The organism is Nesterenkonia flava (genome assembly GCF_031432335.1).
GTDB classification, from domain to species: Bacteria; Actinomycetota; Actinomycetes; order Actinomycetales; family Micrococcaceae; genus Nesterenkonia; species Nesterenkonia flava.
The window spans coordinates 33479-54614 of record NZ_JAVKGT010000016.1; the positions used below are offsets into that span (position 1 = coordinate 33479).

At 64.8% G+C, this 21136-nt stretch carries 21 protein-coding genes; 10 read left to right on the forward strand and 11 right to left on the reverse strand.

Annotation, left to right across the window (positions count from 1 at the left end; translation table 11 throughout):
• Positions 1 to 57: 57 nt before the first annotated feature.
• Positions 58 to 1146, reverse strand: a complete 1089-nt coding sequence (locus RH857_RS07475) for a hypothetical protein (RefSeq protein ID WP_310537350.1) — start codon at positions 1144 to 1146, stop codon at positions 58 to 60.
• Positions 1147 to 1215: 69 nt separating this feature from the next.
• The gene (locus RH857_RS07480) at positions 1216 to 2523 is read right to left on the reverse strand and encodes an endonuclease/exonuclease/phosphatase family protein (protein WP_310537351.1); all 1308 of its coding nucleotides are present in this window, start codon (positions 2521 to 2523) and stop codon (positions 1216 to 1218) included.
• Between the two features lie 260 nt (positions 2524 to 2783).
• Here RH857_RS07480 and RH857_RS07485 point away from each other — a divergent pair, with 260 nt between their 5' ends.
• Positions 2784 to 4976, forward strand: a complete 2193-nt coding sequence (locus RH857_RS07485) for a BCCT family transporter (RefSeq protein WP_310537352.1) — start codon at positions 2784 to 2786, stop codon at positions 4974 to 4976.
• 210 nt (positions 4977 to 5186) lie between these two features.
• Here the strand turns inward: RH857_RS07485 and RH857_RS07490 are convergent, their stop codons facing one another.
• The 3 genes from RH857_RS07490 to RH857_RS07500 form a co-directional block, all read right to left on the reverse strand.
• The gene (locus RH857_RS07490) at positions 5187 to 6020 is read right to left on the reverse strand and encodes an aldo/keto reductase (protein WP_310537353.1); all 834 of its coding nucleotides are present in this window, start codon (positions 6018 to 6020) and stop codon (positions 5187 to 5189) included.
• A 155-nt stretch (positions 6021 to 6175) separates the two neighbouring features.
• Positions 6176 to 6790 carry a LytR/AlgR family response regulator transcription factor gene (locus tag RH857_RS07495; protein WP_310537354.1) on the reverse strand — a complete coding sequence of 205 codons (615 nt, stop codon included), beginning with the start codon at positions 6788 to 6790 and terminating at the stop codon, positions 6176 to 6178.
• A complete protein-coding gene (locus RH857_RS07500) occupies positions 6775 to 7278 on the reverse strand; it encodes a hypothetical protein (RefSeq protein WP_310537355.1) in 504 nt (167 codons plus the stop codon). Before RH857_RS07500 ends, RH857_RS07495 begins: the two co-directional genes overlap by 16 nt.
• A gap of 319 nt (positions 7279 to 7597) precedes the next feature.
• Between RH857_RS07500 and RH857_RS07505 the strand changes: the two genes are divergently transcribed.
• The 5 genes from RH857_RS07505 (at position 7598) to RH857_RS07525 (ending at position 12589) form a co-directional block, all read left to right on the forward strand.
• A complete protein-coding gene (locus tag RH857_RS07505; protein WP_310537356.1) occupies positions 7598 to 7921 on the forward strand; it encodes a DUF4212 domain-containing protein in 324 nt (107 codons plus the stop codon).
• Between the two features lie 5 nt (positions 7922 to 7926).
• Positions 7927 to 9597: a sodium:solute symporter family protein gene (locus RH857_RS07510; protein ID WP_310537384.1), complete on the forward strand. Its 1671-nt coding sequence runs from the start codon at positions 7927 to 7929 to the stop codon at positions 9595 to 9597.
• A 181-nt stretch (positions 9598 to 9778) separates the two neighbouring features.
• Complete coding sequence (locus RH857_RS07515; protein WP_310537357.1) at positions 9779 to 10654, forward strand: spermidine synthase; 876 nt, start codon at positions 9779 to 9781, stop codon at positions 10652 to 10654.
• Between the two features lie 259 nt (positions 10655 to 10913).
• Complete coding sequence (locus RH857_RS07520) at positions 10914 to 12485, forward strand: sodium-dependent transporter (protein ID WP_310537358.1); 1572 nt, start codon at positions 10914 to 10916, stop codon at positions 12483 to 12485.
• Entirely contained in the window at positions 12485 to 12589 is a 105-nt protein-coding gene (locus RH857_RS07525; protein ID WP_310537359.1) for a methionine/alanine import family NSS transporter small subunit, read from the forward strand. The genes RH857_RS07520 and RH857_RS07525 overlap by 1 nt, the downstream gene beginning before the upstream one ends.
• Before the next feature lie 3 nt (positions 12590 to 12592).
• On the opposite strand, the gene RH857_RS07530 is transcribed toward RH857_RS07525, so the two are convergent.
• The 5 genes from RH857_RS07530 to RH857_RS07550 all read right to left on the reverse strand — a co-directional run bounded on the left by RH857_RS07530 (position 12593) and on the right by RH857_RS07550 (position 17165).
• Complete coding sequence (locus RH857_RS07530) at positions 12593 to 12892, reverse strand: GyrI-like domain-containing protein (RefSeq protein ID WP_310537360.1); 300 nt, start codon at positions 12890 to 12892, stop codon at positions 12593 to 12595.
• A 102-nt stretch (positions 12893 to 12994) separates the two neighbouring features.
• Positions 12995 to 14041: a lipoate-protein ligase small subunit gene (gene lplB / locus RH857_RS07535; protein ID WP_310537361.1), complete on the reverse strand. Its 1047-nt coding sequence runs from the start codon at positions 14039 to 14041 to the stop codon at positions 12995 to 12997.
• Between the two features lie 93 nt (positions 14042 to 14134).
• The gene (locus RH857_RS07540; RefSeq protein WP_310537362.1) at positions 14135 to 14851 is read right to left on the reverse strand and encodes a hypothetical protein; all 717 of its coding nucleotides are present in this window, start codon (positions 14849 to 14851) and stop codon (positions 14135 to 14137) included.
• A gap of 85 nt (positions 14852 to 14936) precedes the next feature.
• Entirely contained in the window at positions 14937 to 15902 is a 966-nt protein-coding gene (locus tag RH857_RS07545) for a DMT family transporter (RefSeq protein ID WP_310537363.1), read from the reverse strand.
• A 36-nt stretch (positions 15903 to 15938) separates the two neighbouring features.
• Positions 15939 to 17165 (reverse strand): glycosyltransferase, encoded by a 1227-nt coding sequence (locus RH857_RS07550; protein WP_310537364.1) that lies wholly within the window; start codon positions 17163 to 17165, stop codon positions 15939 to 15941.
• A 277-nt stretch (positions 17166 to 17442) separates the two neighbouring features.
• Between RH857_RS07550 and RH857_RS07555 the strand changes: the two genes are divergently transcribed.
• From RH857_RS07555 to nudC, 4 genes are all read left to right on the forward strand, one after another.
• Positions 17443 to 18084 (forward strand): DedA family protein, encoded by a 642-nt coding sequence (locus tag RH857_RS07555; RefSeq protein WP_310537365.1) that lies wholly within the window; start codon positions 17443 to 17445, stop codon positions 18082 to 18084.
• An 11-nt stretch (positions 18085 to 18095) separates the two neighbouring features.
• Positions 18096 to 18359 (forward strand): glutaredoxin family protein, encoded by a 264-nt coding sequence (locus tag RH857_RS07560; protein ID WP_310537366.1) that lies wholly within the window; start codon positions 18096 to 18098, stop codon positions 18357 to 18359.
• Between the two features lie 445 nt (positions 18360 to 18804).
• Positions 18805 to 19188: an NUDIX domain-containing protein gene (locus RH857_RS07565; protein WP_310537367.1), complete on the forward strand. Its 384-nt coding sequence runs from the start codon at positions 18805 to 18807 to the stop codon at positions 19186 to 19188.
• Between the two features lie 5 nt (positions 19189 to 19193).
• Complete coding sequence (gene nudC / locus RH857_RS07570) at positions 19194 to 20216, forward strand: NAD(+) diphosphatase (protein WP_310537368.1); 1023 nt, start codon at positions 19194 to 19196, stop codon at positions 20214 to 20216.
• Between the two features lie 559 nt (positions 20217 to 20775).
• Here the strand turns inward: nudC and RH857_RS07575 are convergent.
• Positions 20776 to 20949 carry a hypothetical protein gene (locus RH857_RS07575; RefSeq protein ID WP_310537369.1) on the reverse strand — a complete coding sequence of 58 codons (174 nt, stop codon included), beginning with the start codon at positions 20947 to 20949 and terminating at the stop codon, positions 20776 to 20778.
• Positions 20950 to 21136: the final 187 nt, after the last annotated feature.

The window sequence follows — 21136 nt, forward strand, 5'->3', positions numbered from 1 at the left end:
AGGCGACAAACAGGCGAAATCCGGGTGGAACACTGCGTGAACGCTCGGTGAACGTCCTTAAGAGTCCGAGCCGGAGGGCTTCAACGCCTTGTTCTGCTCAGCCTCGGCCTTGCGGAGCCTTTTGCGCTCTTTGCGCTCTTCAGCGCCCTGCGCCTTCAGCTCCTTCTTCTTCAGGCGCCGCTCCTTGCGGTCAGCGCGCTGCTTCTCTCGCTCCAGTCCGCGCTTGAAGTCCTCCACCAAGGAGGGCGGCGTCTCTTCGGGCAGTTCGCCGAAGGTCTTGTGCGCACTGGCGATGATCTGCTTGGCCAAGGCCCGGTTGGCAGTCCCGCCCACGACCGCGCCGATGCCGTAGGGCAACGCCCGGCCCACCATGGAGGTGCCCTGCCGGATGAAGAAGCGCTTGATGAACTGGCGCTTGAGTTGATCCACGATCAGCCCAGCCATGGAGGAGGACGCGGCTGCGCCGCTGGCCAGAGAGTTCATCGGCACCAGGGAGCCGTAGGGGCCGGTGCCGCGACCGCCGGCCTGATCGGAGAGCTCAGCCAGCAGCTTCCGCCCCTCCTCGCCGAGCATGATGCCCATGACCAGCAGTTTGGCCCGGTCGGGGTTCTCTGTGGTCACCCCGGAGAGCTCGGCCACTGACTGGGCATAGAGGGCGGAGAGCTCCAAGAAGCTGCTGGTGGCCAGGGTCGAGATCCCCAGGGAGGCGATGGTGCCTACTGCCGGCACGGCGGCAGTGGCACCGATGAGCGCCCCTCCCCCAGTCATGGAGCGCTTGAACTCCTTGTCCAACTGGTGAGCCAGCTGACGGTTGGTCAGGGTGGGGTGGGCCTTGCGCAGGCGCCGCAGATTCGCCAGCACGATGGGGCGCTGTACGGTCACGGCGCGGGTCAGGAATGTCTCCGCGCTCGGTGTCAGAGTGCCGTCTTCGTTGAACGCCTGCTTCGAGACCAGGGAGATGCCCTTGGTCGCGACGTAGCTGGTGGCTGCCGAACGCATGAGGGAGGACTGTCCGCCCGAGGCCTTCTTGCCCTTCTTGGGAGCCTTGCCGCCGCCGGGCCCGGTCATCGGCCCGGGGGACGGCACAGCGAGATCCTGGGACGTACGGTCGGATGCCCCGTAGGGCTGAATGCTCTTGGAGGCCATGGTCTCCACTTTAGGTGTCCGGCGCGCGGGGTGTCGACGTGCCCGCCACTTCCCCGTCCGGAGGGCCGACTACGGCTCGAGGTCTACCCAGACCAGCCGGTCGGCGGGATTGGACGTGGAGTAGGGATCCACCAAGCGGTATCCAACCTCGCCCTCGCTGGGCCAGAAGACTCCGGACTCGCTGATCTCCAGCCCCCAGGAGGGCAGGATGAACGAGGCCCGGACATCGTGGCCGCCGGACACCGCGCGCGTCGCCGTCTCATCGGTCATGGCGGTGCCGCCGGGACGAGCGCTCAGGGGTGCCTCGGTGACCGCCTCGGGGGCAGGATCCTGCACCAGCCCGGAGTCCAGCAGAACCGACAGGTCCTCCTCATCCCCGAGCGTCCCCTGCTTGGAAGCGGGCTGTCCCACGACCACGTACTCGGCGTCAGGGCTCAGGGGTCCGGTGCGTCCGTCGTCGTCGTAGATGTAGCTTCCGCGGCCGGAGAAGTAATCGGCGATCATGCGTCGCTTGTCATTGCCGCGGTCCACGTCGATCTCCTCGGCCACGGGAGGTGTGGCCACGGAGTTGGCGATCACGTGGAGGGGCTCGTCGCTGCCCTCGGGGAGCACCGGCACATCCCACAGGGTGGTCTCTGCCAGACGCATCACCGACTGCTCCAGCTCGGAGTAGCGCTCTGCGGGCATCGAGCTGGAGGGCATGTCCCGCCACAGGAAGTTCTGGAAGGTCCTGATCTCGGATTCAAGGATCGGGTGCTTGGAAAAGACGATCATCCCGTACTGCCCGGGATAGGTTCCGTAGCCGATGGCGTCGGTGGGACCACCGATCACGCCGTCGCGATCGAGATCCGCGCCGGAGTCCATCCCCGAATTGGTGGGAGCGGTGAAGTAGTAGGGGTAGTCCACGCCGGACTGGTTGTTCTGTCCGATGTGGAAGTGCTGCTGCAGCGCCTGAGCGATCTGGTGATTCTCGTCGAAGCTTACGCCCGTGAGCAGCAGCACGTCCGGATCGTTCAGCTGCACGGTCTCGGCCAGGACTCGAGCCCGGGGGTCGTTGCCGGTGGCCAAGGAGGCCACGAGACCGTCTAAGGATTCGGCGGTGAGGTTGGCGTGCAGCGTGGCCACGCGCAGGTCACCTTCCGCCTTCTCTACCGTGGTGGTCTGCTCAGCGGAAGGACTCGGGGCGGGCTCCACGGGCTGGCCGGGTGCGGGGTAGGCCGAGCTGGAGGTCAGGGCGATCCCTGCCTCGTAGCTGGTGGGCGCAGCATGCGCCCCGGCTGCGCCAGTGAGGATGAGAGCACAGGCGACGACGGCGGTGACGCCGGTTCGCCGAGTTCCCCTCACCCGGTGCGCAGGCTTGATCAAGCCTTTGGGCATGCCCACTACCGTAACCGCCAGTTCAATCAAGTCAAACCAGGTCGCGGCATGAGGGAAAACAGTTATGAAGGCGTAACCCAACTGCTGCGCACCCGCGCTACGGCGTGATCTCTCATTTATCACGCATGGATTCTCAGTTCCGTCGCTAGTCATGAGCGCTTGCGCCCCCGCACTATCTCTGAACTAATAGTGTCGCTTTACTACTTGAGGAACTGACGTGCTACACGCTTCAGTTTGGGTATGCAACAGGAGGAATGTAAATGGCTTCTCAACCGGAAGCGAAGCTGAGGGACTGGTCCCTCACGGATGTGTGGCGCGGGTTGAACAAACCCGTGTTTCTCATCTCTGTGATTCTGATTCTCGGCGGCCTGGTGGCCGCCACCCTGTACGGCAACGCCGCAGGTGAGGACGCTGCCGCAGCTTTCGATGAGCTCAACGCCACCATCGTCAACAGCATCGGCTGGTGGTATGTGATCCTCGGCGCCGCCTTCGTCGCGTTCGCTCTCTGGGCTGGACTCTCCAAGGCCGGCAACATTCGGCTGGGCCGCGATGACGAGAAGCCGGAGTTCTCCCTGGGCTCCTGGTTCACCATGCTCTTCGCCGCCGGCATGGGCATCGGCCTGGTCTTCTGGGGTGTAGCAGAGCCGCTGTGGCACTTCACCTCTCCCCCGGAGGTCACCGGTGACCTGGGCGTAAACGAGGCGGGCGAACCGATCGCCGCTACGCAGTCCGCCGCTATGGGCGACGCCATGGGTCTGACCATCTTCCACTGGGGTCTTCACGCCTGGGCCATGTACGTGATTGTGGGCCTGGGCCTGGCGTACATGACCTTCCGCCGCGGTCGCCCGCTGTCCATCCGCTGGCTGCTGGAGCCGATCTTCGGCCGCAAGCTCATCGAGTCCTGGGTCGGTCACGTGATCGACATTGTCGCCATCGTCGGCACGGTCTTTGGCGTGGTGACCTCGCTGGGCCTGGGCACACAGCAGATCGCCGCCGGTCTGGGCTTCATGGGTTGGGCCGATACCGACAACGAGTGGCTGCTCACCGGCCTGGTCGTCGTCATCATGGCCATCGCCACCATCTCTGTGGTCACGGGCGTGCACAAGGGCCTGAAGTGGCTGTCGAACGTCAACATGGTGATTGCCGCGCTCATGGCCTTCTTCGTCCTGATCGCCGGCCCCACCCTGTTCCTGCTGCAGTCCTTCGTCGGAAACATCGGCGAGTACCTCATGGCCTTCCCGCAGCTGCTTTTCGAGACCGGGGCCGACTACGCCGGCACCGGTGCGGGCATCGGCGAGGACGAGGAGGGCGGCTGGACCCTGCTGGGCGGCTGGTCCGCTGACTGGACCATCTACTACTGGGGCTGGTGGATGTCCTGGGCCCCGTTCGTGGGCATGTTCATCGCCCGCATCTCCCGCGGCCGCACCATCCGCGAGTTCGTCCTGGGCGTGCTGCTTGCCCCCACCCTGGTGGGCATTGTGTGGTTCTCCATCTTCGGCAACGCTGGCCTGTGGTACCTCATCACCCGTGGTGAGGAATCCATGCTGGTGGAGGTGCTCGACGACGACGGCAATGTGGTCCTCGACGAGGCCGGAAACGCGACCTACACCGTGGGTAACGACGAATCCCTCTTCCTCCTGCTGGAGAACCTGCCCTGGACTTCGATCCTGGCAGTGGTCGCCATCATCGTGATCACGACCTTCTTCATCACCTCCGGCGACTCCGGCTCGCTGGTCACCGACGTGCTCGCCTACGGCGGCCGCACCGAGACCCCGAAGCTCACGCGTGTCTTCTGGACCGCACTGATCGCCCTGACCGCCATTGTGCTGCTGGCTGCGGCGCAGGACCCGGCGGCCTCCCTGAGGGTGCTGCAGGTGTCCTCCATTGCCGCGGCGGCGCCGCTGTCGATCGTCTACGCGTTGGCGATGATCTCTCAGATCCGGCTGTTCCTGTACGAGGGCCGGACCATGAACCGGTACGTCCGGGTCCGTCGCCACGCGACCAAGGCAGCGCTGGTGGAGACTGCTCGCGAGGCCGCAGGGACGGGCGAGGAGGCTGCCGTGCAGAAGAACCTGCTGGAGCTGCTCAACCGTCAGACCCGCTCGCTGCGCAGCATGTTCGGCAGCGCCTCAGCGACCCTGGCCGGCCTGCCGGCGTCCTCCGGCACGCGGAAGCTGGCTGAGGGCAAGGCCAGCCATGATCTGGTGATCGCGGTGGAGGACGTGCCTGCTCATGCCACCACGGTGGATGAGTCCACCGGCGTGCTCGGCTGGGACCGCTCCATGGGCTGGCGCGACCCGCTCGAGGAGGCCACCTTCGAGACTCCCGAGTTCTCCGAGTCCTACGTGGGCTGGGAGCAGGAGTCCGAGGAGTTCTTCGACGAGACGCTGGCCACCGGTACCATCCCCGTGGTGGAGCCGGAGAACGAGCCCAAGAAGAACGACGACGCCTGATCGTCTGAGTGACGCTCAGCGCCCCGGTGGCTTCCGCAAGAAAGCGGCACCGGGGCGCTTTCGTCTCTGGATAAGAGACGAGCGCTGGTGTTATCGACGGAATATCGCGCTGAAGCGACGACCACACCAGCAGCGGATGCATTCGATCCCGGGACAGACAAGGACCCCGCCCGCTGCAGGCTGAAGGGGCGGGGTCCTTAAACGACGGACTCATCCGGCGGGGTTGAACTCCGCGGGGTTCGCGCCGATGCGACCGTCGCGCTCCAACGCGTCAATCGCGGAAAGCTCCTCGTCAGTGAGCGCGAAGCCGAACACGTCGAAGTTCGACGCAATACGCTCCGGCGTCACAGACTTGGGGAAGAGGATGCGGCCCTGCTGCAGGTGCCAGCGGATCACCACCTGCGCCGGATTCACACCGTGCGCCTGCGCAGCAGCCTTCACGGGCTCCTCATCAAAGACCTGCCCCTGGGCTAGCGGGCTCCAGGCCTGGGTAGCAATGCCGTACTTCTCATTGGAGGCCTGCACGTCACGCTGCTGCAACAGGGGGTGGATCTCGATCTGGTTGACCGCCGGGGTGACAGAACCCACCTCGGCCACCTTGTCCAGGTGCTCAGGCAGGAAGTTGGAAACACCGATGCTTCGGGTCAGCCCCTCCTCCTTCAGCTCCTCCAGGGCTTTCCAGGCCTCGAGGTACTTCTCGTCATTCGGAGAGGGCCAGTGAATGAGGTAGAGGTCCACGTACTCCAGCCCCAGCTTCTCCAGGGAGGTGCGCAGCGCCTCCCTGGTAGTGCCGGCCTTGAAGTCCGACACCCAGAGCTTGGTGGTGATGTAGAGCTCCTCGCGCGGAATACCAGACTTGGCAATCGCCGTGCCCACGCCCTCCTCGTTGCCATAGATAGCCGCAGTGTCGATGTGGCGGTACCCGACCTCCAGCGCCTTGGCCACAACTTCTTCGGCCTGTTCGGCAGGAACCTGCCACACGCCGAAGCCAAGCTGCGGGATCTCGTAACCGTCATTGAGCTTCACAGTGGGTACTGCAGTCATGAATGCCTTGTCCTCTCGGTGAGTCAGTTGGGAGCCTTAGGCTTCCGCTCGTCTAGCAACTCGCCGGACTGCGGGTTCATTCCGCACTGGCAGGTGAACTTCCGGCAAACACGGTCACCACGCACGACGACGGCCTCCTCGCCCTGACGAGTAGGTCAGACCCCCAGACGACGGCGCAGCTCACGGGCCTGACGGCGCGAGACCTCGACCCGAGATCGCTGCCTATCCCCCATGACGAGCACCAGGGAGCCGCGGAAGTCCGGCACCAGTTCCCTGACGTAGCGCAGATTCACCAAAGAGGAACGATGCACACGGAAGAAGTGTCCGTGCAGACGGCGCTCGAGCTCGTTGAGCGAGAACGACACCAGGACCTTCTCATCAGCCAGCTTCAGCGACGAATAACCCCGCGCGGCTGAGGCGTAGACAATGGCATCCGACTCGACCAGGACCGTGCGACCGTCTTTGTGCACGGGAATGCGCACCAATGGTTCGACGTCGTCATCCTGCCTGGAGTTGGACTGCTCCCGCGTCGCCGAGTTACGGCCCTGGCTGCGCGTGTCTCTACCGTCATCAAGCCCGGTGGACTGAACCCCAGAGACAGAGCTCATGCTCAGCTCATGGCCTTCGGAGTCCAGCCGCGTGAGCAGCGCCACGGCCTCCTCCGGACCGGTCACTTCACCCAGTACCTCTACACCATCGACCCGCTCCAGCACGCGGCGTAGCTTGCCGCGGGCGAGCGGATCCGGGTCCAGGATTAACGCGGTGACCATGCTGACCACATCCGCCACGTGACTTTCAGCAGGATCACCGCACCACCGCCGGCCAGCACCAGCCCCATGCCGGGCAGCAGTCCACCCCAGGCATCAAGCTGCGCCGAGAATGCCACCAGGTTCCAGCACTGCAGCAGCACAATGGCTGCCACCACCAGTCCGGGGATGCCGGCGTGGGCAATGGCCAGTCGGCGTCGGGGAACGAATGCACCGGCGAAGGCCAGGCAACCCACCGACAGGGTGATCACCCCGGGGCCGTCGGTGCCGCGGAAAGCGAACGTTTCCCCGGTGATGTCCTGAATGAAAGGAAGGTAGACCCAGGGCAGGAAGGCGGAGACGATAAGCATCATCCCGCCGATCATCATGGGCCAGCTGCCGGGGTGGAAGACTCCCCAGCCGGAGGCCCGGCCCGCCTTGAGCCGTGCGGCGATGCCCGCGAGGCCTTTGTCTTCGACGGCGTGGGCAGAATTTTTCGAGGTCGTCGTCATGCGGCTCATTCTAGGGTGACCTGCGTCACATAATCTATTGCTGAGCGGCAACCGTTACTCAACGGCGGGTTTTCCGGGGATGAACGGTCGCTATAGCGCGATGAATGGCCGATAAACGTCTAGCTAGCCGCTAAGACCTTTCAAATGACCGTTCGCCAACTCATTTGGACCACTTGCGTCCGTTCACTTGTGATGCAGCTCACATTCAGGGTGTGCTGTGTGCACAGGCATGTCACGCCCATCAGGTGGAGATGCCGCCACGGCATTCGCGCATCGGGCGCGGATGTGACTCGCAATCAGAAGTGGATAGGAGCCTCACATGTCCGACGTGGCACATGAGAGCACTTCCAGCGGACCGCCAGGAGAGGACCTGAGCTGGCGTCGTCGCTATTGGAAGAAGAACGTGAGGATGCTTGTCATCCTCCTGGCCATCTGGGCTGTGGTTTCGCTCGGATTCGGCGTGCTGCTGATCGAGCCGCTGAACAACATTGTCATTCTCGGCTTCCCCTTGGGCCTGTGGTTCGCCCAGCAGGGATCGATCTACACCTTCGTGATTCTGATTCTGGTCTACGCCCTGTGGATGGACCGCATCGACGACGAGTTCGGAGTCTCCGAGCGCAATGGGGATGGTGAACGACTGTGAGCGATATGCAGTTCTGGACGTTCTTCTTCCTGATTCTGACCTTTGGTCTCTACATGTTCATCGCGTGGCGCTCCCGCGTGAAGGAGACCAAAGAGTTCTACGTGGCCTCCCAGGGCGTGCCCACGATCTACAACGGTATGGCAGTAGCCGCCGACTGGATGAGTGCAGCCTCCTTCATCGGCATGGCCGGCATGATCGCTTTCCTGGGATCCGACGGCTCCGTCTACCTGATGGGCTGGACCGGCGGCTACGTGCTGCTGGCCTTGCTGCTGGCCCCCTACCTGCGCAAGTGGGGCAAGTTCACGGTGCCGGAGTTCGTGGGCGACCGCTACAACGACACCGTCCGGGTGATCGCAGCCATCTGCGCCATCGTCATCTCCTTCACCTACGTGGTGGGCCAGATGACCGGTGGCGGCGTGGTCTTCGCCCGCTTCCTCGGCCTGTCGGCCGAGTGGGCCGTCGTCGTTGCGGCGGCGGTGATCTTCTTCTACGCCGTGCTCGGCGGCATGAAAGGCATCACCTACACCCAGGTGGCGCAGTACATTGTGCTCATCATCGCCTACCTGATCCCCGCCGTGGCGGTCTCTCAGGCCATCGGCGGATTCCCGATCCCGCAGGTCACCTACGGCACCATCCTGGCTGAGCTGGATGAGCTGCGCACGCAGTTCGGTCTGCACGAGTTCACCGACGCGTTTGCCGGACGCGCCGGCGGCCAGCTGGATGTGTTCCTCGTGACCGCATCGCTGATGCTGGGCACGGCGGGCCTGCCGCATGTGATCATCCGCTTCTACACCACCAAGACGGTGCGCGGCGCACGATTCTCCGCGTTCTGGGCACTGTTCTTCATCTCCCTGCTCTACCTCACGGCTCCCGCCGTGGGCGCCTTCACGAACCTGAACCTGCTGCGCACCGCAGAGGGCTCTACGGCGGACGAACTGCCCGCCTGGATCACCCCCTGGGCCGACGCCGGATATGTCACCCTCAACGCCGAGGACGGTATCATCCAGACGGTCTCCAACCAGGCCGCCTCCGGCGCCGACCTGATTGTCTCCAACGACATTCTGGTGCTGGCATCCCCGGAGATCAGTGGCCTGCCTGCCCCGATCATCGGCCTGATGGCTGCCGGCGGTATGGCTGCGGCGCTCTCGACCGCAGCCGGCCTGCTGCTGGTGATCTCCTCGGCCGCCTCCCACGACATCTACTACCGGATGATCTCCAAGGAGAAGGCTTCCGAGAAGACGCAGATGCTGGTGGGCCGCCTGGCGATGACCGGCGCGGTGATCATCGCGATCTTCGCCGGTCTGAACCCACCGGCGTTCGTGGCCCAGGTGGTGGCCTTCGCCTTCGGCCTGGCGGCCTCGACCTTCTTCCCGATCCTCATACTGGGCATCTTCTGGAAGAAGGCCAACGCCACAGGTGCAGCAGCCGGCATGCTCTCCGGTCTGATCTTCAGCGCAAGCTACATGATCTACACCCTGGAGATTTTCGGCACCGGCGCCAACGACCACGTGTTCGGCATCTCCCCGGAGGGCATCGGCACTATCGGTGCGCTGCTGAACTTCGTAGTGACCATCGTGGTTTCCAAGCTGACGGCCCCGCCGTCGGAGGAGGTCCAGGAGATGGTGGAGGAGATCCGCTACCCCGCCGGCACCCGTGCTCCCAGCGCTACCCACTAGCGCACCGGAGCCCGGCCCGGCGTCCTCCCCATCGCCTCGCGGCATGAGGCTCGCCTCACGCCCCACGGTGTTAAGACGCACTGGATAGAGGAAACAGCGGCCCCCGTTCTGCTCGTGGCGACAGACCACCGGCGGAGCGGGGCCGTCCTCGTGCGCTTGGGGTGCGCCGTAGGCTGGTGGCATGTCATCACTTCCTGAGCTGCCCCGCCGCACGCGTCTGAGCTGGTCGGGAATGACGGCGGAGCTGACTCGAGACACCCTCACCGAGACCGGGGTGGTGCTCACCACAGGCACTCCGGAGGCCGGAATGGCGGAACAGTCCCACGTGGAGATCGCCGATCCCGGGTTTCTGCTGCATGACTATCTGCGCCGGATGCGCTCAGTGCTCACCGCCCTGAGGTCTTCGGCGGCAGCCGACTCCCGTGCAGCCCCCGGTTGGCCTGAGTCCGTGCTGCACCTGGGCGCCGGAGCCCTGACCCTGCCACGATGGTTCCAGTGGTGGCGCCCCTCAGTGCGCCAGACCGTGGTGGATATTGAGCCTGAGCTCGTCGAGTTCGTGCTGGAGCACCTGCCCATGCAGCCGCATCCGCGCAATGTGGTCGCTGATGCCGCCGAGGTTCTGGCACCCGGTGGCGCGCTCTCCCAGGAACGGTTCGACGTCGTCGTCGTGGATCTGTTCAATTCCTCGCAGGCGCCGGCTTCCCTCACCTCGCGAGAGTTCTTTGCCCACGTGCTGAGTGCGGTGAGCCCGGAGGGAGTCATGATGGTGAACTTCGGTGACGACGCCGATATGGGCTTTGCCCGCGGGATCACCCGCACCATGCTCGCCGCGGCCGAGGAAGCCTCTGCGCGGAACAGCCACGCGCACCACGACGGCAGGCCCACCACGCTGGTCAGCGCACCCGGCTCTGTGCTTGCCGCACGCGAGGAAGGCAATCTGGTCTTCGCATTCTCGCGCCGGGGCTTTACCGAGCAGCAGTTGCAGATGATGTGGGCAGCGGGCCCGCACCCCGGGGAGGTGCTCTCCGGTGAGGAGCTGCACGCCTGGGCCGGCTAGTTCCTAGTCCGAGAATTCCATCGTGAACGCCGGGGGCAGGGCGAGATCAGCTAACGGGCGCCGTCGATTCTGAGACCCTCCGGGGTCCAAGACCTGGGCATCCAGAGTGTGAGATGCCGTTAATGTGATCGTCACAACAGGGCTATGCTGATCCCCTGAACTGCTGACCGCACCCCGGGACCCATCGGATCTGCCCACCACGTACCTGCCTGACGGCGTCGTGCGGGGCGCCGTGGCGGTGCCCGATCTGGAGGAAGAGATGTCTGCGAGCACTGACGCAGCACCCAAGTTCCGCATCCGCGAGAGCTTCTCGGGACGCACCGCGTTCATTCTGGTGGCCATGGGCTCGGCCGTGGGGCTGGGCAACATCTGGCGCTTCCCCTACATCACCTATGAGAACGGCGGCGGCGCCTTCCTCATCCCCTATCTGATCGCCCTGCTGACCGCCGGCATCCCCATTCTTCTGCTGGACTACGCCATCGGATACAAGTTCCGGGGCTCCCCGCCGCTGGCCTTCAAGCGTCTGCACCCCAGTGCCGAGGTCATCGGCTGGCTTCAGGTAGGCATCTGCTTCCTGATCGCGGTCTACTATGCGGCCATCATTGCCTGGGCGGCCATGTACACGTGGTTCTCGCTGAACCAGGCCTGGGGTGACGACGCCGCCGGCTTCTTCTTCGGCGAGTACCTGCAGTACGACGAAGGTGGCGCCGGAGGCACCGGTATCTCGCTGGACTTTGTGGCGCAGGTGGGCTGGCCGCTCATCGCGGTCTGGGTCCTGGTGCTGGTGGCCCTGGCCACCGGTGTGCGTAAGGGCATCACCATGGCCTCCATGATCGGGCTTCCGGTCCTGGTGCTGATGTTCGTGGTGCTGGTGGGGTACTCCCTGACGCTCGAGGGCGCTGCCACGGGACTGAACGCCCTGTTCACTCCCGACTGGTCAGCACTGACCAGCGGCACCGTCTGGATTCAGGCCTACGGCCAGATCTTCTTCAGCCTGTCGGTGGGCTTCGGCATCATGATCACCTACGCCTCGTACCTGAAGCGCAAGTCCAATGCCACCGGTTCCGGTCTGGTCGTGGGCTTTGCGAACTCCTCGTTCGAGCTTCTGGCAGCCATCGGCGTCTTCGCGGCCCTGGGCTTCCTCGCGCTGGCTCAGAGCACCGCGGTCGGGGAGGTCGCCGACTCCGGTCTGGGCCTGGCATTCATCGCCTTCCCCACGATCATCTCCGAGGCCCCTGCTTCCGCTCTCGTGGGCGTGCTCTTCTTCGGTGCGCTGACGCTGGCGGGCCTGACCTCGCTGGTCTCCATCCTTGAGGTCGTCGTCTCCTCCGTCAAGGACAAGACTGGCTGGTCCCGCCCCGTCTCGGTCGCGGTGGCCGGCGGTGCCGCGGCCGTGCTGTCGGTGGTGCTGATCGGTGGCGTCTCAGGCGTGACGATCCTCGACGTGGTCGATGCCTTCTCGAACAACATCGGCATTGTGATGGGCGCCTTCCTTACCGTGCTGCTGGTGACCTGGGTCTACCGCAAACTCGACACTCTCGCCAATGCGCTGAATGCCTTCGGTTCCTTCAAGGTGGGGCCGATCTGGAAGTTCTTCATCGGTATCGTGCTGCCGGTGGTACTGGGCATCCTGCTGGTGATGGACATTGTGGACAAGGTGCGCGAAGGCTACGGCGGCTTCGACACGTGGGTGGTGACCACCTTCGGCTGGGGCGCACTGGCTGCAGTGCTTGTCGTCGCCGTGGTGCTGAGCTTTGTGCCCTGGCGCAGCGGTTCCGCCATGCATATGGAAGACCCCGACCGTGACGAAGCAGGAAAGGAGACCGTCTGATGGAGACGCCTGCGATTGTGATGATGGTTGTGGCACTGGTGACGGTTTGGGGCAGCCTGATCGCCTCGATCATTCACCTGGCACGCTCCCCCGAGGAGCACTGACCCTCAAGACGCGGCGTGGGCCGCCGGGAGCGTCGCGACGGGCTGCCGGAGGATGGTCCGCAGCTTCTGCGGGACCGTTCTGCGAGGGTCACTGAGATAGATCTCGTGGTGCCTGCCAGGCATGCTCAGCCCCCGAGCGGGGATCGCCTTCTGATGCATGGCGGCCAGCACCTCAGCCTCGTCGTCGTAGGGACCAATGTGCAGGGTCTGCACGGCAGTGCCCTCAAGGAGGAGCTCCCAGCGGACCTCCTCCAGCAGCGCCGGAGCCTTCTTTCTGCGGACTTGCTCCAGTGCAGCCGTCACGCCGGGGGGAGTCGCGCAGCATCGCCTGACCCAGCAGCGCCACCCATGTCAGGAGAACCCCCGCCCAGGCCACCAGCATCACCATGGCCCCGGAGAGTCCGATCAGGGCACTCGCGCCAACCAGGCCTCAGACTCATACTTCTCGCGGGCGAGTTCCTCGGCGGCACGTCGAGTCGGCTCATCCAGGTCCACATGACGCAGCCCGTAGCTGCCGTCGAAGGTCTTCAGCATCGCCTCCACCACCTTTACCCGGGTCAGCCCGGTCTGGGAACGGATGGGGTCCACCCGCTTACCGGCACTGATGTGGCCCTTATCGGAGAGCTTCTCCCTGCCGATGCGCAGGATGTCCATCATCTTGGAGACGTCCATGTCGTAGGACATGGTCACGTGGTGCAGGACCGCCCCGTTGGAGAACCTCTTCTGGGCGGCTCCGCCGATTTTTCCCGCCGGGGAGACGATGTCGTTGATGGGCACGTAGGAGGCATCGACGCCCAGCTCCTTCAGGGCGCGGATGATCCAGGCATCCAGATAGGCGTAGGACTCCACAAAACTCATGCCTTCGACCAGCGTGCCCGGCACGTAGAGCGAGTAGGTGATGGTGTTGCCTGGTTCTACAAACATGGCCCCGCCCCCGGAGATGCGGCGCACCACGGTGGTGTTGTGGCGAGCTGCCGCCTCCAGGTCTACCTCGTTGGACAGCGACTGGAAGGACCCGATGATCACGGCGTTGGAGGCCCATTCCCACACACGCAGAGTGGGGTCGCGCTCACCGCTGCCGACCTGGCGGGCGATGACTTCGTCCAAGGCCATCTGCATGGCGGGGTGCTGCTCGCCGGTGTCGACGAGTTCGAAGTCGTGGTCATGCCAGCTGGAGCTGCGGTTCAGAGCGCGCAGAACAGTGATGGCTACGGCATGGGCATCGAATCCGACCATCACCGCGTCACCCCGGGCCTGCTCCACGGCGTACTCAAAGGTGGCGGCTGGCGCATCCGCGGGGAGCCCTTCCAACGCGTCTGACATGCGCCCGAGGGCGTCTTCAGGTTCGAGGAAGAAGTCTCCGGAGAGCCTGACGTTGCGGAGGCGCCCCTCCTCGACGTCGACGTCGGCCACTATGAGCTTGCCCTCGGGGACTTTGTATTCACCATGCACGTCTGGCTCAACGCCCCGGAGTGTGGTTTCCTTCCGGGATCCTCCTTTCAGGATGCAGATCCCTGGTCTGGGCAGAGCTCTCGGGTGTTTTTCTCAGCGACGGGCCGCACGGGGCCTGCGCGCCATGCCGAGGGCCGCGCCTCGGCCCCGCCGGGATCCGCGATAGGCATGTCGCCTGGTCGCAGCGAGAAACGGCACGGGCGCTAAGTCGGGCAGGTTGACCAGGTAGGGGTCAAAGGCGAGGTCACGTTCGACGACGGCGCCCACGTGCAGGCGCCCCACCGCGTGCCAGGCGCCACCGCGTCGTTCCTCCAGCAGAAGCTCCAGGGCCGCGTTGCCGGCGAGCGCGGCGGCGGTCTGAGGGGAGGCTCCGGCGTCGTCATAGAACCGTGGGCGCAGGCCGAGCATCACTGTCTGGCCCTGCGCCCGATAGGGCAGGACGGTGCTGTACGGCTGACTCCTCCACCCCCGGGACGCGGCAGGCAGCATCCGTCGCCATCCTCGACGGCCAACCGTGGAGGTGAGAATGTCGATCGGATCGTCGCTGTCTGGGCGCAGCCGCAAGGCGATGCCAAGAATGTCGGGGGCTTCGCCAGGTGTTCCCAGCCCCTTGGAGAGCCGGACCAGCGCGGGGAGCTCGGCCGGACCTCCTAAGGCACGCACCGTGGGCGAGCCGGCGTCGTCGAGGTGGAGTTTTCCCTGGAACACCTCCCCACCGCGGTGGACGGCACGCCCTGACCGCAGCTGAGCGACTAGGGTGAAAGTCGGTTCGATCAGGCGAGGCAGCGGGATCCATCGAGCAGCGTTCATCGGCGCACCTTAGAAGTAGTCGACTGTCCGGCCACCCTACGGCGGGAGCCTGGGCGCAACGTGAAACTTGATCATCGTGCCGTGATCACCGCGCAGGGCAGGGGACCTCGTCGCGCTGGGGACACTTCTCGCGGGCTTCTTCCGTCGGCGGTCCCTGCTGGTGCCGCGACAGCTCCACGACCCCGTAGACCGCACAGGCCCCGGCCACCACGAACACCGCTGACCCCCAAGCGGGGAGCTCGCTGCCCTCCCCCAACAGGTACAGGCCGACGGCGACCGCTACCGCTGGGTCAATCACGGTCAGCCCCGCCACCACAATGTGGGGCCGGCCCACGGCATGGGCTGCTTGGACGAAGTATCCGCCGACCACAGTTCCCGCCACGAGGACCAGGCCGTGCACCACGATGCTCACATCAACCGACCCGGTCTGGAACGTGCTGATCATTGATTTGGCGAGCGTGACCACCAGGCCATAGATCACTCCGGCGGCGGCAACGAAGTAGAGCACCCCGACTCGTCTGATGCGGCGCAGCACCAGTGAGACGAGCAGCGCCGCGGCCAGCACTGCGCCCAGCATCACTGAGAGCGTCAGGGAATGCTGTCCAGTCACGGGGCGATTCGAAGTGAAGGCGACTGCCACCATGACAAAGACCACCACGCCGGTAACACACAGGGACATGGCATACACGGCAGCGCGCGAGGTGCGGACCCCGTGCGTGCGCGCGTGAAGCAGTGTGGAAACCACCAGGGCCAGCACTCCCAACGGCTGCACTACGGCCAGGGGAGCCAGGGCCAGCGCGAGGATTTGAGCCAGCACCGCGCAGCACAGCAGCACCGTGCCGAACAGCCAGACGCGACTTCCCAGCAGGTGCCGGATGCTCAAAGCTGTGAGCGATCTGCCGTCGTCGTCGCCCGGTACTGCCAGGGAGCCCACGCCCTTGTGCTGATAATGCGCGCCCAAGGACATCAGAACTGCCCCGCCAATGGCCACGGCGAGGCCTCCCAGCAGCGGCAGGCTCTGCAGGGATTCCTGACCCGGGAAGAGCGACATGGAGATCAACACCCCTCTCCGGGACGCAGGGTCCGATCAGACGAGGCTGGCAGTACGGTCATAGAGGTGCTCGTACTGAGTGAGGACATGGTGGGAGTCGTGCTGGGCCGCCCTGCGCAGTGCAGCCTGCATGTACCGCTCATACTCGGCGGCCGAGGCCTGAAGGATGCGGGTGATGCCGGTGCTGAAGCTCGCGGGGTCATCGACTGCGGCGCGGAACCCCTCGACACCGTCGGTCACCAGATGCGGGAGGGCCATGGCATCGGCGACGACGGCGGGGGTGGCTGAGGACAGCGCCTCCAGTGTGGCCAGGCTCTGCAGTTCGGCGGGTGAGGGCATGACGAACACGCTGGCCTGGTGATGGAGTCGCACCAGTTGATCGTCGGAGACCAGCCCGTGGAACCTGACGTCGGAGGCAATGCCGAGGGAGCGTGCGCGCTGTTCCAGGCCCTCGCGTTCGGAGCCTTTGCCCACGATGTCCAGGGTGGCGCGCTGACTCTGTCTCACCAGGGCGAAGGCCTCCACAAGAGTGTGCAGGTTCTTCTCCCGGTCGAGGCGGCCCACGTAGAGCACACTGCTGGTCTCGGGTCTGCAGCGTTTGGGGGTGAAGCGTCCGGTGTCGATGCCGCAGGAAATCGGCTCCACCCGGCCCAGCCCCGTGTGCTGCTGCAGATACCGCGCCGCGATGGGGGTGGGACTGGTCACCGCCCCCACTCGGGCATAGGTCGAGCGGGCCAGGCTCCAGCCGTACCGGGTGAGCACCGGGTGAATGGGCTGCGGAAGCCCGCTGTATTCCAGGACATTCTCGGGCATGACGTGATTGGTCGCGATCGTGGGGATCTCCCGGCTGTGGCTCTCAATGGCCAGCGCACGGCCGATCCCCAGGAAAGACTGAATGTGGACGACGTCGGGCTTGACCGTCTTCAGGATGCTGCGCACTCGCGTGCGCGCCTCCCAAGGGGGCGCAAACCGCAGCCAGTCATGGAGGGGCCATCTCAGACTGGGGAGACGGTGGACGAAGAGCCAAACGTCGTCGAACTGCTCGTATCCCGCCGAGGCGCGGCGCCCAGTGGCCGGTGCGACGATGTGCACGCTGTGTCCTTTCCGGGCCAGACGCACAGCGTGGTCTCGGGAGAATCTCGCGGCACCGTTGACATCCGGCGGGAACGTATCGGCGCCAATGAGGATACGCCGGCCGCCCCCGGACACCTGGGGCGACGCGGAGGGCTTTACGGACCTGCCGGATGATGTGAGAGTGTGCACGGTGTTCCTTTCTTCCTGGCTACAGCCTGGCAGTCGAGGACCACGTGCACATCGGCCTCAGGGGGTTTCTCGATCCCCCCTCTGGGGTATTGTGTGAGGGACATTTCTCCCCGTCAGGTCTATGGACATGGGGAGGGCCCCTCCCCATGTAGTACGTAAGCGTGAGTTCCGCTCATACCGCAGGATGAGATCACGCGGCGCGCGGGAGTGTGGGGGCGATCTGCGGGCAGCGCCGGGGGATGCCGATACCGCCGACTGACCAAGGAACGCAACCGTGATGAACACGACCGAATCTGAGTCCGTCCTGACCCGCATCTCCGACTGGGCAGTCTCCTTGATGGAGATGATCGGGGCCCCGGGCGCCGGTTTAGCGGTGGCGCTGGAGAACCTCTTCCCACCAATCCCCAGTGAGGTCATCCTTCCGCTGGCGGGACTGGCCGCCAGTCGGGGCAGCTTCACCCTGGCGGAGGCGCTGCTGTGGACCACCCTCGGGTCAGTGGTGGGCGCCTATGTGCTCTACGGCCTGGGGGCCCTGCTGGGTGCCGAGCGCCTGCGCCGAATCGCCGACCGGATGCCTCTGGTGGATGGTTCCGATGTGGAGCGCACTGTGGCGTGGTTCCAGCGGCATGGTCCGTGGGCGGTGTTCTTCGGCCGGATGCTGCCGATCTTCCGCAGCCTGATTTCTATCCCCGCCGGCGTCGCGCGGATGCCGCTGTGGCGCTTCGGTCTGCTGACCACGGCCGGAAGCCTCATCTGGAACGCGATTTTCATCCTGGCCGGGTACTTCCTGGGGGAGAACTGGCACGTGGTGGAGCGTTACGCCAGCGTCCTGCAGTACGTGGTGCTGGCGGCCCTGGTGCTGGCGGTGCTCTGGTTCATCATCAGTCGTCTGCGCCGGGCTCGCGGCGCAGAGGCATAGACTCTGGTGCCATGAGCGATCACGCAGACCAGAGGATCACCATGTTCGGCGCAGACTGGTGCCGGGACTGCCGCCGCACCAAGGCGCAGCTGGATGAGCTCGGTGTGGCCTACACCTACATTGACCTGGAGGCGGAGCCTGACGCCGCCCAGGTGGCCCAGGAGATTTCCGGGCGGATGAACATCCCCGTGGTGGTCTACCCGGACTCCACTCATCACGTGGAGCCCAGCAACGACGACGTCGAAACGAAGCTGCGCGCTCTGAACCTCCTCTAGGAACAGCAATTGGGATAGCAGGGCACTCGCTTCGTAGGTGACCGCCTCGTTAGCTCCGCGGACCCGCGCCATACGCATGCACAAGCGGGGCCATCGATCCAGTCCAAGCTCCGCCTCCCTGCGGCGAATCGCCACCAACCCGGGCGTGAGCTGATCCTGGGGCAGCTCAACGAACCCCAGACGTCGGTAGTAGGGAGCGTTCCACGGAACCTCAGCAAGCCCGGGGGAACGACGACGCATGGCACCACTCTAGGGGCGAGCTCTTACGGGCCCGCGATGCCGACAGCAACTCGCTGTTCTACAGTGGCGCAATGGACAGTATCGCGCCCGCCCGGCCCACAGTGCACCACCGGTTCCAGGTCATCCCTGCCGCCTATGTATGGCTGGTCGACGAGCAGAATCGGGTAATCGGGTACTCCTGTCCTGCCGGCAGGGCACCGGGTACATGGATGGGTACTGGTCCGCGGGGGCCGCCGGTCACGTGGAGGCCGGAGAGTCGGTGCTTCAGGCCGCAGTACGCGAAGCCCGGGAAGAGCTCGGCGTGATCATCCACGAAGAGGACCTGCGCCCCTTGACCGTCATGCACCGCACAGTGGGAAACGGCAAACCGACTGACGAGCGGGCTGACTTTTTCTTCGCGGCGCACAGATGGCAGGGCGAGCCGCAGATCCAGGAGCCGGAGAAAGCCGCCGCACTACAGTGGGCAGACCCGATGGCTCTGCCCGAGCCCGTGGTTCCCCATGAAGAGTTCGTCCTGCACCACTGGGCACGCCACACCTTGGAAACGGTCACCACTTACGGATTCTCGCAAGCGTCACAGCTAATGTGACGGCTATGTCGACGCCACCTCCCACCACTGGACGCCCTCAGGCGAAGCTTGAGCTTCCTGCTTCTCAGCATCTGTTGGACCGGCGGATCAGTGACCGGGAGCAACCTGGCTGGTTGCAGCAGGTGTGGGACTCTCCCCGTACATTGGTTCTTACTCTGCGGAACCGGCGAGCGCCGGTCCCTGCGCGGCATTCCAGTGCCGCATCGGCACTCATTCTGCAACGCCCGAGTGGCCCCCTTCCGGCGGGCATGGTCTATCTCGGCGCGGCGCCAGAGTCTACGCTCTATGGGGCCGGGCACGATCAGTCTGAGCGGGTGCATCTTGTTCTTGATGCTTCCGGGCAAGGCCCAGAGGACGATCCCGAGGTTTCCTGGCTGTCTCTTCGCACTGCGTTGGCACTGTTGGACCCGTTCCATCTGGGCCTGTTTACCCAGGCCGTGGCCATCTCCAATTGGCATGCGACCGCCACCTTCTGCGGGACTTGCGGGCACCGCACCGTGGTGAGGTCCTCTGGCTGGATGCGCTTTTGCTCGAACTGCTCGACGGACCACTTCCCACGAATGAACCCTGCAATGATCACCGCGGTGGTGGACGGTCAGGACCGGCTCCTTCTGGGCTCCGCCTACCAGTGGGAGGAGCGCAGGTTCTCAACTTTCGCCGGTTTCGTCGAAGCAGGCGAGTCCTTGGAGGACACGGTAGCCCGCGAAGTCCGGGAGGAGGCCGGCGTCGTCGTCCGCGATGTCCAGTATCTGGGCTCCCAGCCCTGGCCGTTTCCTGCTCAGCTCATGCTGGGATTCCTCACCCGCGTAGAGAACGCGGAACAGGCGAGACCCGACGACGACGAGATCCGCTCGGTGCGCTGGTTCACTCGTCAGGGGCTGGCGCACGCGGTGTCCACCGGTGAGGTGATCATCCCGCCACGCGGCTCGATCTCCAGGGCACTGATCGAGTACTGGTTCGGGGGTCAGATCACCGGCCCAGACTACGGCGCGGGCCTCTCGGCGAGCACCCGAGCGAGAAGCTCCTGACACGCAACGGAGAACAGCACACGGCTGAAGGCCTCACTAAGCACTGGGCATCGAGGCACTGCTGCAGATCAACGACGACCTGGTGGACCTTCGTAGATACTTCTCAAACCCCAGGAAGCCAATCAAGACGCTGGGGGCTGATGCAAGAACGGGTAACAGGTTGGGTTTCCTGGTCAGGCCGCTAATGTCAGCGCCTGCGTGAGCAGTTTCTCCTCTAGGAGATCGGGGGCAACTCCCCCAGAACCTTCTGTTTCCTCCTGCGGTGATAGGTCCTCTCAATCCACCGGACGATCCGCAGCCGCAGCTCCTCTCGGGTCCGCCACGGCTGGGCATGATGTCGGTCAGCCAGATCTCGTTCAGCGCCTTCACGGTGCTGAACTGACGCTGCAGCAGATCATCGTGGGCCGGTGGTCCTGGGCGGGTGCCCTTGCACTTCTTGCGGCGGCTGATCACCGAGAACACGCCCTGGGTGTTGCATAGCCGCCAGGCGGTGCGATGGGCCATGGGGTACCCGGCTTCGGATACTTCATCGGCCAGGTACCGATACCCGAACTAAGGGTCACCCGAGCCCTTCGATGAGGGTGGCCAGTCCTGAGCGTTCGCACCCGTCGTCGTGTGCTGTGCCGATCACTTCGTGCTGGTGTTCTTCGGCGATGGTCTTGCACTGTTTATAATGCTGGTGTCGCTGTGCGATGTTGGGTGCGGCGTTGCGGGTATAGATGAACGACCTCATGTGTGGGCACCACCAACGGGCCAGGGCGTTCCACTGTTGCGGCATCATTGGCTTTCACCTGTTCCTGCATCAGTCCCTCCTGCTAGCCATCTCTCAACCACATCGGGGGTATTTGGACGGGAGGGAATAGAGGAACTGTCCCGTCCGTTGTAGCTTGGTATTCCCTGGATGATGTTTTGATGCGTTG